We start from the raw sequence: 15,684 nt of genomic DNA on the forward strand, positions 1-15,684 counted from the left end.
GATGATACCTCCTGTCTCGTGGGCTCGGAGATGTGTATAAGATCCAGGTCCTGGTCCGTCCGGTGACCCGGACGCACCAGGACCACCTGCTCGGCCCGTGCCGGGGGCCGGGGCCGGGGGCCGGCGGTGGGGCTTCAGGCGTCGGCGCCGACCTTCGAGCCGTAGAGCGTGTCGATCGTGTCGGCGAAGTCGTCGATGACCAGGCGGCGCTTCACCTTGAGCGACGGCGTGAGGTAGCCGTTCTGCTCGGTGAAGTCCGTCGTGAGCACGGTGATCTTGCGGATCGACTCGGCCCGGGAGACGGCCTCGTTGGCGTGCGCGACGGCGCGGTCGAGCGCGGCGAGCACGTCGGCGTCGTGCGCGGCCGTCTCGACGTCCATCGGACGCAGGCCGTGCGTGGCGAGCCAGCCCGGCAGCATCTCGGCGTCGAGCGTGACGAGGGCGCCGATGAAGGGGCGCTGGTCGCCCACGACGACGACCTGGCTCACGAGCGGGTGCGCGCGCAGCCGGTCCTCGAGCACGGCCGGCGCGACGTTCTTGCCGCCCGCGGTCACGATGATCTCCTTCTTGCGGCCGGTGATGCGCAGGTAGCCGTCGTCGTCGAACGCACCGAGGTCGCCGGTGCGGAACCAGCCGTCCTGGAGCGCCTCGGCGGTGAGGTCGGGCTGGTTGCGGTAGCCGCGGAAGATGTGGTCGCCCTTGACGAGGAGCTCGCCGTCCGCGTCGATGCGCAGCGACGTGCCGGGGAACGCGGGCCCGACCGTCCCGATCTTCGTCAGGCCGGGCAGGTTCACGGCCGTGGGCGCCGTGGTCTCGGTGAGGCCGTAGCCCTCGAGGATGCGCAGGCCGACCCCGCGGTAGAAGTGGCCCAGCCGCTCGCCGAGCGGCGCTCCGCCGGAGATCGAGTACGTGAGCCGCCCGCCCATCGCGGCGCGCAGCGTCGAGTAGACGAGCCGGTCCGCGACGGCGTGCTGGACGCGCAGCCCGAGCGCGGGGCCGCCCGGGGCGTCGAGCGCCCGGGACCAGGTGATGGCGACCTTGGCCGCCCAGTGGAAGATCTTGCGCTTGGCGCCGGTCCCGGTCTTCTGCTCGGCGGTGTTGTAGACCTTTTCGAACACGCGCGGCACGGCGAGCAGGAACGTCGGGTGGAACGAGCCGAGGTCCGTGACGAGGTTCTTCGTGTCCCAGGAGTGCGCGAGAACCGCGTTCGACGCGACGACGACGACCTGGATGAACCGGGCGAACACGTGCGCGAGCGGCAGGAACAGCAGGGTGCGTGCGCCGTCGGCGTCGAGGATCTCGGCGAGGCCGGCCCGGCCGTTGAGCGCGAGGTGCACGAAGTTGCGGTGCGTGAGCTCGACGCCCTTGGGACGCCCGGTCGACCCGGACGTGTAGATGACCGTCGCGAGGTCGTCGACGCGCTGCGCGGCCCGGCGGCGCTCCACCTCCGCGGCCGGGACGTCGGCCCCGGCGGCGCGCAGGGCGTCCACGGCACCGTCCTCGACGACGAGGACGTCCTCCAGGCCGGGCAGACGGTCGCGCACGGTCGCGACCTCGGCGGCGTGCGCGGCCGTCTCGACGACGGCGAGCCGGACGCCGGCGTCCGACAGGATCCAGTGCACCTGCTCGGCGGACGACGTCTCGTAGACGGGCACGGGGACGGCGCCCACGGCCCAGGCGGCGAAGTCGAGGAGCGTCCACTCGTAGCGGGTGCGCGACATGATGGCGACGTGGTCACCCGGCTCGATACCGCGCGCGAGGAGGCCGCGGGCGACCGCGACGACGTCGTCCTCGAATTCCTGCGCGGTGACGCGCTCCCACGGACCGTCGGCGGTGGTGCGGCGCTCGACGAGCGTCGCGCGGGGGGAGCGCGCGACGCGGTCGGTGAGGAGGGTGCTGATGGTCGCCGTGGGGGAGACCTCGACGAGGTTCGGCGACGTGTGTTCCGTCATGAAACTCTCCGCTGAGTGGGACGGTAGGGAGGGACGGCGAGCCACTTTACTCCGTACTCCGAGTATCGAGTTCCTCGACGCCCGGCGGGCACCCCTAGGATCGGTGGGTGACGAACGACCCCGGGCAGCCCGCCGTCCCCGACGAGATCCTCCGCCTGCGCGACAGCATCGACAACATCGACGCGGCGCTCATGCACCTGCTCGCGGAGCGGTTCAAGTTCACGCGCCGCGTGGGCGAGCTCAAGGCGCAGGGCGGGTTGCCGCCCGCGGACCCGGACCGGGACCGCCAGCAGATCGCCCGGCTCACGGGCATCGCGAGCTCCGCCGGCCTCGACCCGGAGTTCGCCGAGCAGTTCCGCGCGTTCATCGTCCACGAGGTCATCCGCCACCACGAGCGCATCGCCGCCGAGCACGCGGCCTCGGGCGAGGGGACCCCGGTCCTCGACACGTACTCCTGACGGCCCGGGAGCGGGCCGGGCGGGGGTCCGGAGGACGGCGCGAGGCGCCTCCCGTGCCCGACGCGCGGTGGCGACCCCCGTCGATCTGACGGACCCTGGTGGGGACCCAGGGCGGGCCCCCGGCGTCGGCACCGCCGCGTCGGGCGGCCCTCCCGCCACGCCGACGGACGTCATGAGGTGTTCGCATGAAGATCGATTGGCTCAAGCCCCTCCTCGGCCATCCTGGCCCCTTCGCGACGGTGTACATCGACGCGACGCGCGCCAACGAGGCCGGGGACCGCGAGGTCGAGAACCGCTGGAAGGGAGTGCGGCGACAGCTGCACCAGGAGGGCGCGCCGGACGCGGTCCTCGACGACCTCGAGGAGGTGGTGCTGCGGCCGACGCGGGTGGGCGGCACCCACGGGCGCGTGCTGATCGCCGACGACACGGGCGTGCTCGTCGACCGGGTCGTCAAGGACCCGCCGGCGCTCACGAAGGGCTCCTGGGGCCCCGTGCCCGCGCTGCTCCAGGCGGCGCGCGCGGCGGACGAGTCGGTCGACTACGTGCGCGTCGTCGTCGACCGGCAGGGCGCCGACCTCACGTGGTCCGTCGCGGGCGGCCACCTGCCCTACAGCGAGCCGGAGACGGTCGAGGGCGGTCACGACGTCATCAACAAGGTCCGCACCGGCGGGCTCTCGCACAAGCGCATCGAGTCGCGCGCGGAGGACTCGTGGGAGCGCAACGCCGAGGCGGTCGCCGCGGAGCTGGAGCGCCAGGCGGCCGAGTACCGGCCCGAGCTCGTGCTGCTCACCGGTGACGTGCGTGCCGTGCCGCTCGTGCGCGGCGCGCTCGGGCACGCGATCTCCGAGCTCGTGGTCGAGGTCCCGGGTGGCGGCCGGGGCGCAGGGATCAACGAGGCGTCGTTCGAGGCGAACGTGGCCGATGCGCTCGACAGCTACCGGGAGCGCCGCCGCGAGAAGGTCCTGGCGGAGTTCCGCCAGGAGCAGGGTCGTGAGTCCGGCGCGGTGACGTCCGTGGAGGACGTCGTCGCGGTGCTCGCGCGCGGCCAGGTCAAGGAGCTCGTGCTGGCGGACGAGTACGGGCAGGACGGCGCGCTCGACGACCGCTCGCTGTGGATCGGGCCCAGCCCGCTGCACATCGCGGCGACCCGCGAGGACATCGAGTCCCTCGGCGTGACCGACGGCCTGGAGAAGCTGCCCGCCACGGTCGCGCTCGTGCGGGCCGCCGTCGGGCAGGACGCGGGGCTGACGTTCGCGCCGGAGGGCAGCGTCGAGCTCATCGAGGGCGTGGGCGCCACGCTGCGCTGGGCGGACGAGGGGACGCCGCGCGAGGTCGCGGCGACGATGTCCGGTGACGACTCGCGGCTGCGCGGCGAGATCATCTAGGACCTCCGGCACCCACGACGACGCCCTCCCGGGCCGCGGCCGGGGAGGGCGTCGTCGTGCTGTCGTCGTGCCGGGTCAGCCCTTCTTGCGGGCCTCGGGCTCGCCGAGCTCGGAGGAGACGACGACGATCCCGCCCTGGACGGCCGGGTCGCCCTGGCCCTCGGCCGCCGCGACGAGGTCGAGCGTGCCGGTGACGCGCCCGCCGTTCCGGACGTCGACGACCGACGCCTCGACGCCGGCGAGCGACGCCGCCGGCACCGCGACCTGCGCCGCGAGGATCGGGGTGCGCATCGACACCTTCGCCTCGGACTTGATCTTGCGCAGCGCCGCGAGCGCGTGGCCCGCGGCGGTGAGGACGGCCGGGTCGGCGTCGCCGGCGGCCGCGCGCGCGACGTCGGGCGTGGGCCACGGCGCGCGGTGGACGGAGCCCTCCGACGCGCGCCACCACGACCACACCTCTTCCGTCGCGAACGGCACGAACGGCGCGAACAGGCGCAGGAGCGTGTCGAGCGCGATCGCGAGCGCGACGCGCGCGGACCGGGTCTCGGCGGAGACGTCGGAGGCAGCGGCCCCGGCGCCGTACGCGCGGTCCTTGACGAGCTCGAGGTAGTCGTCGCAGAACGCCCAGAAGAACGTCTCGGTGACCTCGAGGGCGCGCGTGTGGTCGTACGCCTCGAACGCCTCGGTCGCCTTCTCGACGACGGTCGCGAGGCCCGCGAGCATCGCGCGGTCGAGCGTCTCGGTGACGAGCGCCGGGTCGAGGACGATCTCGCCCGTCCCGGTCTCGGCGTCGACCCCGAAGGACAGCGCGAACTTCGACGCGTTGAGGATCTTGATCGCGAGGCGACGGCCGATCTTCATCTGCCCGACCTCGAACGCCGCGTCCGTGCCGAGGCGGGCCGACGCCGCCCAGTACCGGACGGCGTCCGACCCGTGCTCCTCGAGCAGGCCCATGGGCGTGACGACGTTGCCCTTGGACTTCGACATCTTCTTGCGGTCGGGGTCGAGGATCCAGCCCGAGATCGCCGCGTTCTTCCACGGCAGCGAGTCGAACTCGAGGTGCGAGCGCACGACCGTGGAGAAGAGCCACGTGCGGATGATGTCCTGGCCCTGCGGGCGCAGGTCCATGGGGAAGACGCGCTCGAACAGGTCGGGGTCGACCTCCCAGCCGCCCGCGATCTGCGGCGTGAGCGACGACGTCGCCCACGTGTCCATGATGTCGTTCTCGCCGACGAACCCGCCCGGCACGCCGCGCTGGTCCTCGGTGTACCCGGCCGGCACGTCGGACGACGGGTCGACGGGCAGCGTGTCCTCGGACGGCACGATCGGGTGGTCGTGGTCGATCTCGCCCGACTCGAGCACGGGGTACCACAGCGGGATCGCGACGCCGAAGAAGCGCTGGCGCGAGATGAGCCAGTCGCCGTTGAGGCCCCCGACCCAGTTCTCGTAGCGCACGCGCATGAAGTCGGGGTGGAACGCGAGCTCCTTGCCGCGGTTCAGCAGCTCCTGGCGCAGGTCGCGCGTCGTGCCGTCGGCCGTCGTCCAGTCGCGACCGCCGTTGCGGATGTACCACTGGCGCGACGTGACGATCTCGAGCGGCTTGTCGCCCTTCTCGAAGAAGTTCGCCTTGCGCTGGGTCGGCACGGGCTCGCCCTCGAGGTCGCCCGCGTCGCGCAGCGCGTCGACGACGACCTGGCGCGCGGAGAACGTCGTCTTGCCGGCGAGCTCGGCGAACACGCCCTGCCCGGCGTGGGACGTGATCCAGTCCGGGGTGTCGCGCGTGATCCGGCCGTCGCGCGTGATGATCGAGCGCGTCGGGAGCTGCAGCTCGCGCCACCACTGCACGTCGGTGAGGTCGCCGAACGTGCAGCACATCGCGATGCCCGCGCCCTTGTCGCGCTCGGCGGCGGGGTGGGCGAGGACGGGCAGCTCGACATCGAACAGCGGCGAGCGCACCGAGGTGCCGAACAGGTGCTGGTACCGCTCGTCGTCGGGGTGCGCGACGAGCGCCACGCACGCCGCGAGCAGCTCGGGGCGCGTGGTCTCGATGTGGACGGGCGCGCCGTCGTCCGGGGTGCCCGGCGCGACGCGGTGGAACGCGACCTTGTGGAAGTGGCCCGGGTAGTCGCGCGCCTCGAGCTCGGCCTGCGCGACGGCGGTCTGGAACGTCACGTCCCACAGCCCGGGCGCCTCGGCCTGGTAGGCCTCGCCGCGCGCGAGGTTGCGCAGGAACGCGCGCTGCGCCGCGGTGCGGGACCGCGCGTCGATCGTCTGGTAGTGCTGCGCCCAGTCGACCGAGAGCCCGAGCCGGCGCCACAGCGCCTCGAACTGCTTCTCGTCCTCGGCCGTGAGCCGCTCGCACAGCTCGATGAAGTTGCGGCGGCTCACCGGCACCTGGTCGGCGGCCTTGACGGACTTGCCCTCGCCGCCCTCGTGCGGGGGCTCGAAGCCCTCGACGTAGGGGAGCGTCGGGTCGCAGCGCACGCCGTAGTAGTTCTGGACGCGCCGCTCGGTGGGCAGGCCGTTGTCGTCCCAGCCCATCGGGTAGAACACCTCGAGGCCGCGCATGCGCTGGAACCGCGCGACGACGTCGGTGTGCGTGTAGGAGAACACGTGGCCCACGTGCAGCGAGCCCGAGACGGTCGGCGGCGGGGTGTCGATGGAGAAGACCTGCTCGCGGGTCTTCGAGCGGTCGAACGCGTACGTCCCCTGCTCGGCCCAGCGCGCGTCGTACGTGTCCTCGAGCCCGTCGAGGCTCACCCGGTCGGGTACTCCCGCGACCACCGCGCGGACGACGTCACCGGCTACGTGCCCGGCGGAGGAGGTCGTTGCTGCAGCGGGTTCGGCCGCGCCCGTCGGCGCGTTCGTCGGGAAGTCGCTCATGGTCGTCCATTCTCCCAGATCCCGGGGCCGTGCCGGACGCCGTCTCGGCGTCCGGCAGGCGTCCTCGCGGGCCGTCCCCACCGTGCGGACCGAGACGGGTCGAAGGTCCCTGGGTCGAATGGTCATCGAGTCGTAATCTGCACGCAAAGCGACAGGTGCTCGTGGGCGCACCTCGACCCGATCCCCGCGCCGACCCCTGGAGCACCCATGACCGTCACGACCACCGACCGCACGCGCGCCGCCGGGGCGCTCCCGCCCGGCGTCGTCCTGCCGCCCGCCCTCGCCGCCGCCCTCGCGGCGTGCCCGCGCCTCGTCGTCCCGGCCTCGCGCGAGGAGCTGTACCGCCTCGCGCTCGGCCCCGACGGCGGCCCACGGTTCGCCGTCGAGTACGACGCCGGCGGCGAGCGCGTCGTCGAGGCGGAGGTCGTGCGGTGCCGCAACGGGATCGCCGTGAACTACCCCGAGGACTACATGCGTCGCCGGGACCCGGACTGCATGCGGATCGCCGACGACCTACCGACCGACAAGCCGCGCTACCGCGACGTCTTCGGTGCGGAGTTCGGCCCGGTCAAGGACGAGACCCTCGCGTGGCTCGCCGAGCAGGAGCTCGTCGTCGTGCCGTTCCGCGCCGGCGGGCGCACCCACGGGTACCCGTCGCTCGCCGTCTGCCCCGTCAACGCGGCGTTCTTCGCCCTCGCCCTCGTCGACCTCCAGGGCTGGACCACGTTCGACGAGCTCGGCCCCTTCGCGCCGCGCTCGATCCTCTACGTCGCGCCGCCGCTGCGCCACACCCGGTTCGACGGGCGCCAGGTCGTCGTGCACGACCGCTCCGAGACGCTCCACGAGGTGTTCGCCTACAACCTCTACCCGGGGCCGAGCGCCAAGAAGGGCGTGTTCTCGGTCCTGCTCGACGTGGGCGAGCGGGAGGGCTGGGTCACGGCGCACGCGTCGTCGGTCCGTGTCACCACGCCGTACGAGAACGAGACCGTGATCATGCACGAGGGCGCCTCGGGCGGCGGCAAGTCGGAGATGTGCCAGGACCTGCGGCGTCAGGAGGACGGCCGGATCCTGCTCGGTACGAACGTCGTCACGCGCGAGCCGTACGTCATCACGCTGGGGGAGACGAGCGCGCTCGCCCCGGTCACCGACGACATGACCCTGTGCCACGCCGCGCTCCAGACCGGTGACGGCCGCCTCGTGGTGACCGACGCCGAGGAGGGCTGGTTCGTGCGCGTCGACAACCTCACCGGGTACGGGCAGGACGCGCACCTCGAGCGCGCGTGCATCCACCCCGACGTGCCGCTCGTGTTCTTCAACATCGACGGCGTCCCCGACGCGACCGTGCTGCCCTGGGAGCACTCGCTCGACGCCGACGGCCGACGCTGCCCCAACCCGCGCGTCGTCGTGCCGCGGCACCTGCTCACCGACGTCGCCGGGCCGGCCGAGGTCGACGTGCGCACGTTCGGCGCCCGCATGCCCGCCTGCACGCGCGACCACCCGACCTACGGGATCATGGGCATGACCCACGTCGTGCCCGCGTCGCTCGCCTGGATCTGGCGGCTCGTCGCGCCGCGCGGCGACAAGAACCCGTCGATCGGCGAGTCGCGCACGGCGACGGAGGCGCTCGCCCACGGGGGCATGGTCGCGGAGGGCGTCGGGTCGTACTGGCCGTTCGCGACGGGGACGAAGGTCGCGGCGGCGAACCTCCTGCTGCGCCAGCTCGTGGAGACGGACCGGACGCGCTACGTCCTCACGCCCAACCAGCACATCGGTGCCTACCGGGTGGACTTCGCGGCCGAGTGGCTCACGCGCGAGTACCTCGCGCGCCGCGGCGGGGGCCGGCTGCGGCCGGACGAGCTCACGCCCGCCCGCTGCCCGCTGTTCGGCTACACGCTCACGGAGATGAAGATCGACGGCCAGCTCGTGCGGCCCACCTTCCTGCGGCCCGAGCTGCAGTCCCAGGTGGGGGTCGAGGCCTACGACGCCGGGGCGCGGATCATCACGGAGTTCTTCGCGAGCGAGCTCCGGCAGTTCCTCACCGACGACCTCGACCCGCTGGGGCGGCAGATCATCGAGGTCTGCCTGCGCGGCGGCTCCGTCGAGGAGTACGCGGCGCTGACGCCGCTGTTCGTCTGACGCACCCGGTCCGGTCCTCGCGGCGAGGGCCGGACCGGTGCCGGACGGGGTGCCGGGACCCGCTCGCCCAGGACCGTCCGCGGAGGGTTAAGGTCGGCCCATGGGTCTGACGATCGGCTACGCCGCCATGCTCGAGCAGTTCCACCCGACCGAGGCCGTCGCGCTCTCGGCCTACGCGGAGGAGCACGGCTTCTCCGGGACCATGGCGGCCGACCACTTCCAGCCGTGGGTCCCGGCGCAGGGCGAGTCGTCGTTCGTGTGGAACGTGCTCACGGCGCTCGGCGAGCGGACGCGGGGCGACCTGGGTCCGGGCGTCACCGCGCCGACGTTCCGCTGGCACCCCGCGATGGTCGCCCAGGCGTCGGCGACGCTCGCCGCGATGTACCCCGGGCGGCACTGGCTCGGGCTCGGCTCCGGCGAGGCGCTCAACGAGCACGTCGTCGCGGGCTACTGGCCCGAGGCGCCCGAGCGCATCAACCGCATGTTCGAGGCGATCGACGTCATCAAGAAGCTGTTCCAGTCCGGGCTCGACAACAAGGACGTCAAGCACTCCGGGCAGTTCTACAAGATGGAGTCCACGCGGCTGTGGACCATGCCCGACGTCGCGCCGGAGATCCTCGTCGCGACCGCCGGCCCCGTGACCGCGAAGCGCGCCGGCCGCCACGCGGACGGCCTCATCACCGTGGGGGCGCCGCTCGAGAAGATCTCCATGCTGTTCGGCAAGTTCGACGACGGCGTGCGCGAGTCCGGCCGCGACCCCGAGGCGATGCCCAAGGTGCTCCAGCTCCACCTCTCCTGGGCCGCGACCGACGAGGAGGCGCTCGCGAACGCGATGACCGAGTGGCCCAACGGCGGCATGAAGTTCCCCAAGGCGGACATCCGCTCGCCGCACGACTTCGAGCAGATGGCGAAGCTCGTCCGTCCCGAGGACTTCGAGGGCCGCATGGTCATCTCCGCCGACCCGGACGAGCACCGCGCGTACATCCAGAAGTTCGTCGACCTCGGCTTCGACCGCATCTACCTGCACAACGTGGGCCGCAACCAGCGCGAGTGGATCGAGGTCTTCGGCCGCGAGGTGCTCCCGAAGCTCGCGCGATGAGCGAGCACGACGCCGCCGCCGGCGGGCCCGACGACGCCGCGAGCCCCGACCGGTCCGCGCACCTCACGGTGTGGGCGCCCGAGGGCCTCGGCGAGGTCCGTCCGGGCGACGACCTCGCCGCGCTCGTGGGCGACCTGCTCGCGGGCGAGGCGCTCGCGGAGGGCGACGTCGTCGTCGTGACGAGCAAGGTCGTCTCGAAGGCCGAGGGTCGCGTCGTCGCCGCGGCCGACCGCGAGCAGGCGATCACGGACGAGACGGTGCGCGTCGTCGCGACGCGCGAGCGTCCCGGCCAGCCGCCGCTGCGCATCGTCGAGAACCGGCTCGGCCTCGTCATGGCCGCGGCGGGCGTCGACGCGTCGAACACCCCGGAGGGCACGGTCCTGCTGCTCCCGCTCGACCCCGACGCCTCCGCGCGGGCGCTGCGCGGCGCGCTCCGCGAGCGGTTCGGCCTCGACCGGCTGGGCGTCGTCGTGACGGACACCTCCGGCCGGGCGTGGCGCGACGGCCTCGTCGACATCGGCATCGGGGCCGCGGGGGTCGTCGTCGCGGAGGACCTGCGCGGCGGCGTGGACTCCCACGGGCGGCCGCTGACCGTGACCGTGACCGCCGTCGTCGACGAGGTGGCGGCCGCGAGCGAGCTCGTGCGCGGCAAGGCGGCGGGCCGGCCCGTCGCCGTGGTGCGCGGGCTCGGCCGGTACGTCGGGAGCGAGGACGGTCCGGGCGCCCGCGTGCTCGTGCGCGGCTCGGCCGACGACCTGTTCCGCGAGGGCAGCGCGGAGGCGTACGCCCGCGGCCGCGCCGACGCGCGCCGCGAGCAGAGGGACGACGCCGCGCGGGAGGCCGCGTACGCCGACGGCTACCGCGCCGGGTTCGCCGAGGGGTACCGCGAGGGCTCCGGGAACGAGCCGGTCACGGACTGAGGAGGCCGTGCGCCTGCGGCGGCGAAACGCCTGGCGTGCGCCCCGCCGTCGCCGCTAGCCTGCCCGGATGCTCCCCTCCGACTGGATCGCGCACCGCCGCCCCGACGACCGCGAGCACGTGGGCTGGATCCGCCCCGAGGGCGACGCCTGGGTGGCCGTGTCGCTGCTCGGGCGCGAGCTCACCGGGCCGGTCGACTGGCTCGAGGCCGAGGAGGCCCTCGACGCGAGCAGCCTCGCGTGGCTCGCCGACGTCTGGGTGCTCGAGCAGGACGACGCGCCGCCGCTGCGGGTCCGGCTCGTCGAGGTCACGCCGGACGGCGTCGTCGTGCAGACGGACGACTTCGGGGCGATCGACGTCCCCGTCGAGCGCTACGACCTCCCGTGGCCGCCCCCGCCGACGCTGCGGCCGCGGCGGCCCGACGACCCGGACGGACGCGTGCTGTCGTTCCGACCCTGACGGCCGTGCGGCTGCGCGCCGCGAGCGGTCAGCCCGCGTCCGTCGTGCCCTCGTAGAGACCGATCTGGTTCCCGTCGGCGTCCTCGAACGCGGCCCACCACGAGGTGGGGCTGATCTCCGACTTCTCCAGGACCACGCGTCCGCCGAGCTCACGGACCTTGGCGAGCGTCTCCTCGATGGAATCCACCTCGACGTAGCTGCGCGGGCTCGTGAACCCCTCGGAGCGCGGGGCGAGGCCGCCGCCGCTGATCTTGTTCGGGGCCTGCCACATGGGGTAGCCCTCGAAGCCGGGCACCTCCGCGATCTGCCAGCCGAAGAGCTCGCCGTAGAACTGCGTGGCCCTGCCGTTGTCGCTCACCGGGATGTCGATGTGCGTGATGTCTCCGTGCGCCATGGTTCCTCCCCGTGCCGGTGACGGGCGGACACCCGCCGAGCACCAGCCTAGGGACGGCGGTGCCGCGCGCACCAGGGCCCGGGCCGGACCGTGCGGCGGGGGTCAGCGCTCGTCCGGCGCGGGGGAGCGGTCGGTGGCGGAACCCTCAGGCTCCACCTGAGGGTCGAGCCCGGGGTCCCTGCGCTCCGACGCGGCGGCGTCGTCCGCGCCCGGCGCGTCGTCCGCGCCCGGCGCGGCGTCGCCGCCCGGCACGGCGTCGGCGGCGGGAGGGGAGTCCGTGCTCCGCGGGTCCTCCGCGGGCCGCGGCGCGTCGTCCCCGGAGAGCCAGCGCAGCCAGCCCGAGCCCGGGTCGGGCTCCAGCACGAGGGCCCGGACGAGCAGCGTGAGGGGGATGGCGAGGATCGCGCCGAGCGGCCCGATGACGAACGTCCAGAAGACGACGGAGACGAAGCTCAACGTGAGGCTGAGGTTCACCGCGTCGGCGACGAACTTTGGCTGGACCAGCACCTGGAGCACGACGTTCACCACGCAGTAGACCGCGACGACGGCGAGCGCGAGCTGCCAGCCCCCGACCACGAACGCCATGACGACGGGTGGCACGAGCCCCAGGACGAATCCGATGTTCGGGATGAAGTTCGTGACGAACGCGAGGATCGCCCACACCGTCGGCGCGGGGACGGACAGGAGCCACAGCGCGACGCCGTCGATCACGGCGACGACGGCGCCGAACGACGCGTTGACCACGAAGTAGCGACGCACCCCGCCGCTGAACCGGGTCGCCCGGTCGACCGTCGCGGCGCGCTCGGGCCCGAAGACGGAGCCCGCCGTCGAGTACCGCGCGGCGTCGGCGGCCATGAAGATCGCGTAGGCGAGCACGAAGAAGAACGCGGTCGCGATGCCGAGGGCCATGCCGGACACGTTGCCCGCGAGGCTGACGACGCGTCCCGGGTCGAGCCACGACGTGGCCGCCTCGGCGATGTCCGTGTCGATGCCGACCGCGGCGAGCTGGTCCACGACGTCGTCGACCGCGCGCACGAGGGCCGGGAGGTACTCGCGGACGAGGTCCACGAACCGGACGCCCGCGAACGCGAGCATCGCGACGAGCGCCGCGAGGATGAGGTACGCGACCGTGACGACGACCGTCGTCGCGGCCCACCGCGGCCAGCCTCGGCGCTCCAGGGGGAGGCGCACCGGGTGGCAGATGATGACGATGACCGCCGCGAGGAACATCGGGGCGAGGACCTCGCGGGCCGCGTGGACCCCGGCGAGGACCACGACGCCGGCGGCGAGGGCCAGGAGCGTGCGCGTGGCGGGAGGGAGCCCCGGGGCGGGAGGCGTCGTCGTGGTCACGCGCCGACGATAGCCGCCGGGGTGCGTCGCGCACCCGGGCGTCCGTGCGCGGCGCGGCAGGTCAGCCCTTCGCGGCCTTGGCCGCCGCCTTCTGGGCCTTCTTGAACGTGCGCACCTCGGCGAGCGACTCGGGGCTCGTGACGTCGGCGATGGACCGACGGGAGCCCTCGTCGCCGTAGTGGCCGGCGGCCTCCCGCCACCCCGCAGGCCGCACGCCGCGCTGCTTGCCGAGGAGCGCGAGGAAGATGCGCGCCTTCTGGTCGCCGAACCCGGGCAGCGCCTGCAGGCGCGCGAGCACCTCCGCGCCCGTCGGCTCGCCGTCCGCGCCCGGCGCGGTCCAGATCCGGGTCGCGTCGCCGTCGTACTCGTCGACGACGACGCGGGCGAGCTCCTGCACCCGGCCCGCCATCGAGCGCCCGTAGCGGTGGATCGCGGGCGGCGTCGTGGCGAGCGTGACGAACGCGTCGGGGTCGGTGTCCGCGACGGTGCGCGGGTCGATCGAGCCGAGGCGGTCGCGGATCTTGCGCGGCCCGGCGAACGCGTGCTCCATCGGGTACTGCTGGTCGAGCAGCATCCCCACGAGGAGCGCGAACGCGTCGTCGCTGAGCAGCGCGTCCGCGTCGGGGTCGCCGGTGATCCAGAGCTGGTCGGTCATGCCCCCATCATGGCAGCCGGCTGCCCTGTGCCCGGCGCAGGCGTCCGGTCCGGAGCTCGTCGACGCCCGCGCGCCGCAGGATCGCGCTCGTCCAGCCGGGCAGGAGCCGCAGGCCGTCCGGGCCGGTCACGCGACGCACGTCGTCGACGGCGTACTCCACGCCGCGGCGCTCGAGGACGAACTCCCCGGCCGCCTCGACGTTGCGGACCCAGTCCACGTCGGGGCCGTAGGTGAGGGCGAACGCGACGCGCACCGGACCCGTCGGGTCGTCGCGGTAGGCGAAGGCGAAGACGGGCGTGCGGTACTCGCGACCGCTGCACCGGCCGACGTGGCGGACGACGGCCATCGGCCCGACGCCCGTCGCGACGCGGAGCATGACGGGGTTGAGGAAGCGCTTGTTGCTGCGGGTCACCCAGCGCGGGATCGGCATGGGCCCATCGTCACCCGGCGCGCCCCGGGACCGCGACCTATCGTGGCGGCGTGCCCACCCGACTCCTGCTGCTCAGCGACACGCACGTCCCGGTCCGCGCCCGGGCGCTCCCGGACCAGGTGTGGCGCGCGGTCGACGACGCGGACGTCGTCGTGCACGCGGGCGACTGGGTGAGCGCCGACCTGCTCGACGCGCTGGAGGCGCGCGCGGCGCGCCTCGTCGGGGTCGCGGGGAACAACGACGGCCCCGACCTGCACGCACGCCTGCCCGAGGTGGCGCGCACCACGGTCGAGGGGCTGCGGCTCGCCGTCGTGCACGAGACGGGCGGGAAGGACGGGCGCGAGCGTCGCGCCGACGCCGCGTTCCCCGACGTGGACGTGCTCGTGTTCGGGCACAGCCACATCCCGTGGGACACGACGTCGCCGGGCGGCCTGCGCCTGCTCAACCCCGGCTCGCCGACGGACCGCCGTCGGCAGCCGGTCGGGACGTTCCTCACGGCCGTCGTCGACGACGGTGCGCTGCGGGACGTCGAGCTCGTGCCCGTCGCGCGCTGAACGACCTCACGCCGCGCCGGCGCGCGCTGAACGACTTCACGCCGCGCCGGCGCGCGCCCGGTGCGCCGCCGGGCTCACGCCGCGCACGCGCTTGAACGCGGCGCTCAGCGCGAACGGCGTCGCGTACCCGACGGCGCGCGCGACCGAGGCGAGCGTCGCGTCCGGCTCGAGGAGGAGGTCGGCGGCCAGGTCCAGGCGCCAGCCGGTGAGGTAGCCCATCGGCGGCTCGCCGACGAGCGCCGTGAAGCGGCGCGAGAACGCGGCGCGCGACAGCCCGACCTCCCGCGCGAGCGTGTCGACGGTCCAGGCGCGCGCCGGGTCGTGGTGGACGAGCCGGAGCGCGGCACCGACGACGGGGTCGGCGTCGGCCCGGTACCAGCCCGGCGCGTCGTCGCGCGAGAGCCACGTGCGCAGGCACGAGATGAGGAGGAGGTCGAGGAGCCTGTCGAGCACCGCCTCCTGGCCGGGGAGGTCCTGCACGACCTCCCGCGCGAGCATCTCCACGAGCGTCCCGTCCACGTCCCCGCGGCGCAGGACCACGCGCTGGGGCAGCACGCGCAGCACCCGGCGCCCGACCTCGCCGTCGAGCGGGTACGTGCCCGTGACGATGACGGTCTCGCCGTCCGGGTCGTTGCCCCACGACCGCACGCCGAGCACGGTCATGGGGGAGGGGCCGCCGTCGACCGCGCGGCACACGTCGGACGCCGGGCCGACGACGACCTGGGGCGCGGTGGTCGGCGCGTCGGCGACGACGTAGTGGTCCGGGCCGCGCAGGAGCACGACGTCGCCCGCGCTGACGTGCTCGCCCGGGTCGGACGACGTGCCCCCGGCCCCGGGCCCGACCCAGCCGGAGCCTCGCAGGACGGGCACGATCGTCAGCGGCGCCTCGTCCTCGATGCGCATGCCCCACGGCGCGCGCAGGTGGCTCCGCAGGAGGAAGGCCCCGCGGGCGCGCGGCCCGTCGAGCAGCCCGGCGACGACGTCCATCGCGCCAGCGTACGCCGCTCACCC

At 74.0% G+C, this 15,684-nt stretch carries 14 protein-coding genes; 7 read left to right on the forward strand and 7 right to left on the reverse strand.

Annotated elements, in window-relative coordinates:
- Window positions 1-134 precede the first annotated feature (134 nt).
- The gene (locus tag AC3WT4_RS09370) at window positions 135-1,952 is read right to left on the reverse strand and encodes an AMP-dependent synthetase/ligase (protein WP_492315310.1); all 1,818 of its coding nucleotides are present in this window, start codon (window positions 1,950-1,952) and stop codon (window positions 135-137) included.
- Window positions 1,953-2,059: 107 nt separating this feature from the next.
- Here AC3WT4_RS09370 and AC3WT4_RS09375 point away from each other — a divergent pair, with 107 nt between their 5' ends.
- Window positions 2,060-2,410, forward strand: coding sequence for a chorismate mutase (locus AC3WT4_RS09375; protein WP_021482739.1), 351 nt, complete (start codon window positions 2,060-2,062; stop codon window positions 2,408-2,410).
- 185 nt (window positions 2,411-2,595) lie between these two features.
- Complete coding sequence (locus AC3WT4_RS09380; RefSeq protein ID WP_257419446.1) at window positions 2,596-3,795, forward strand: baeRF2 domain-containing protein; 1,200 nt, start codon at window positions 2,596-2,598, stop codon at window positions 3,793-3,795.
- 75 nt (window positions 3,796-3,870) lie between these two features.
- Here AC3WT4_RS09380 and valS read toward each other — a convergent pair whose 3' ends face one another.
- Window positions 3,871-6,678: a valine--tRNA ligase gene (gene valS / locus AC3WT4_RS09385; protein WP_492315311.1), complete on the reverse strand. Its 2,808-nt coding sequence runs from the start codon at window positions 6,676-6,678 to the stop codon at window positions 3,871-3,873.
- Between the two features lie 207 nt (window positions 6,679-6,885).
- Here valS and AC3WT4_RS09390 point away from each other — a divergent pair, with 207 nt between their 5' ends.
- The 4 genes from AC3WT4_RS09390 to AC3WT4_RS09405 all read left to right on the forward strand — a co-directional run bounded on the left by AC3WT4_RS09390 (window position 6,886) and on the right by AC3WT4_RS09405 (window position 11,290).
- Window positions 6,886-8,814: a DUF4914 family protein gene (locus tag AC3WT4_RS09390; RefSeq protein WP_108048548.1), complete on the forward strand. Its 1,929-nt coding sequence runs from the start codon at window positions 6,886-6,888 to the stop codon at window positions 8,812-8,814.
- A 100-nt stretch (window positions 8,815-8,914) separates the two neighbouring features.
- Complete coding sequence (locus tag AC3WT4_RS09395) at window positions 8,915-9,913, forward strand: TIGR03557 family F420-dependent LLM class oxidoreductase (RefSeq protein ID WP_074809951.1); 999 nt, start codon at window positions 8,915-8,917, stop codon at window positions 9,911-9,913.
- Window positions 9,910-10,833: a coenzyme F420-0:L-glutamate ligase gene (gene cofE / locus AC3WT4_RS09400; RefSeq protein ID WP_492315312.1), complete on the forward strand. Its 924-nt coding sequence runs from the start codon at window positions 9,910-9,912 to the stop codon at window positions 10,831-10,833. The genes AC3WT4_RS09395 and cofE overlap by 4 nt, the downstream gene beginning before the upstream one ends.
- A gap of 67 nt (window positions 10,834-10,900) precedes the next feature.
- A complete protein-coding gene (locus AC3WT4_RS09405) occupies window positions 10,901-11,290 on the forward strand; it encodes a hypothetical protein (RefSeq protein ID WP_492315313.1) in 390 nt (129 codons plus the stop codon).
- 28 nt (window positions 11,291-11,318) lie between these two features.
- Here AC3WT4_RS09405 and AC3WT4_RS09410 read toward each other — a convergent pair whose 3' ends face one another.
- From AC3WT4_RS09410 to AC3WT4_RS09425, 4 genes are all read right to left on the reverse strand, one after another.
- Complete coding sequence (locus AC3WT4_RS09410; RefSeq protein ID WP_074809954.1) at window positions 11,319-11,684, reverse strand: VOC family protein; 366 nt, start codon at window positions 11,682-11,684, stop codon at window positions 11,319-11,321.
- A 102-nt stretch (window positions 11,685-11,786) separates the two neighbouring features.
- Window positions 11,787-13,034 carry an AI-2E family transporter gene (locus AC3WT4_RS09415; protein WP_492315314.1) on the reverse strand — a complete coding sequence of 416 codons (1,248 nt, stop codon included), beginning with the start codon at window positions 13,032-13,034 and terminating at the stop codon, window positions 11,787-11,789.
- A gap of 61 nt (window positions 13,035-13,095) precedes the next feature.
- The gene (locus tag AC3WT4_RS09420; RefSeq protein ID WP_400109795.1) at window positions 13,096-13,689 is read right to left on the reverse strand and encodes an HhH-GPD-type base excision DNA repair protein; all 594 of its coding nucleotides are present in this window, start codon (window positions 13,687-13,689) and stop codon (window positions 13,096-13,098) included.
- A gap of 7 nt (window positions 13,690-13,696) precedes the next feature.
- Window positions 13,697-14,119 carry a PNPOx family protein gene (locus AC3WT4_RS09425; RefSeq protein WP_492315315.1) on the reverse strand — a complete coding sequence of 141 codons (423 nt, stop codon included), beginning with the start codon at window positions 14,117-14,119 and terminating at the stop codon, window positions 13,697-13,699.
- Window positions 14,120-14,169: 50 nt separating this feature from the next.
- Between AC3WT4_RS09425 and AC3WT4_RS09430 the strand changes: the two genes are divergently transcribed.
- Window positions 14,170-14,673, forward strand: a complete 504-nt coding sequence (locus tag AC3WT4_RS09430) for a metallophosphoesterase family protein (RefSeq protein ID WP_144722798.1) — start codon at window positions 14,170-14,172, stop codon at window positions 14,671-14,673.
- 36 nt (window positions 14,674-14,709) lie between these two features.
- On the opposite strand, the gene AC3WT4_RS09435 is transcribed toward AC3WT4_RS09430, so the two are convergent.
- Window positions 14,710-15,660, reverse strand: a complete 951-nt coding sequence (locus AC3WT4_RS09435) for an AraC family transcriptional regulator (protein ID WP_492315316.1) — start codon at window positions 15,658-15,660, stop codon at window positions 14,710-14,712.
- Window positions 15,661-15,684: the final 24 nt, after the last annotated feature.

The organism is Cellulosimicrobium sp. EB106-03-01-XG111 (assembly GCF_058792115.1).

Coding starts and splice junctions, on each gene's coding strand:
- AC3WT4_RS09425 (WP_492315315.1), bottom strand. CDS start 14,119: ATGCCGATCCCGCGCTGGGTGACCCGCAGCAACAAGCGCTTCCTCAAC.
- AC3WT4_RS09370 (WP_492315310.1), bottom strand. CDS start 1,952: ATGACGGAACACACGTCGCCGAACCTCGTCGAGGTCTCCCCCACGGCG.
- AC3WT4_RS09390 (WP_108048548.1), top strand. CDS start 6,886: ATGACCGTCACGACCACCGACCGCACGCGCGCCGCCGGGGCGCTCCCG.
- AC3WT4_RS09420 (WP_400109795.1), bottom strand. CDS start 13,689: ATGACCGACCAGCTCTGGATCACCGGCGACCCCGACGCGGACGCGCTG.
- AC3WT4_RS09380 (WP_257419446.1), top strand. CDS start 2,596: ATGAAGATCGATTGGCTCAAGCCCCTCCTCGGCCATCCTGGCCCCTTC.
- cofE (WP_492315312.1), top strand. CDS start 9,910: ATGAGCGAGCACGACGCCGCCGCCGGCGGGCCCGACGACGCCGCGAGC.
- AC3WT4_RS09410 (WP_074809954.1), bottom strand. CDS start 11,684: ATGGCGCACGGAGACATCACGCACATCGACATCCCGGTGAGCGACAAC.
- valS (WP_492315311.1), bottom strand. CDS start 6,678: ATGAGCGACTTCCCGACGAACGCGCCGACGGGCGCGGCCGAACCCGCT.
- AC3WT4_RS09395 (WP_074809951.1), top strand. CDS start 8,915: ATGGGTCTGACGATCGGCTACGCCGCCATGCTCGAGCAGTTCCACCCG.
- AC3WT4_RS09405 (WP_492315313.1), top strand. CDS start 10,901: ATGCTCCCCTCCGACTGGATCGCGCACCGCCGCCCCGACGACCGCGAG.
- AC3WT4_RS09435 (WP_492315316.1), bottom strand. CDS start 15,660: ATGGACGTCGTCGCCGGGCTGCTCGACGGGCCGCGCGCCCGCGGGGCC.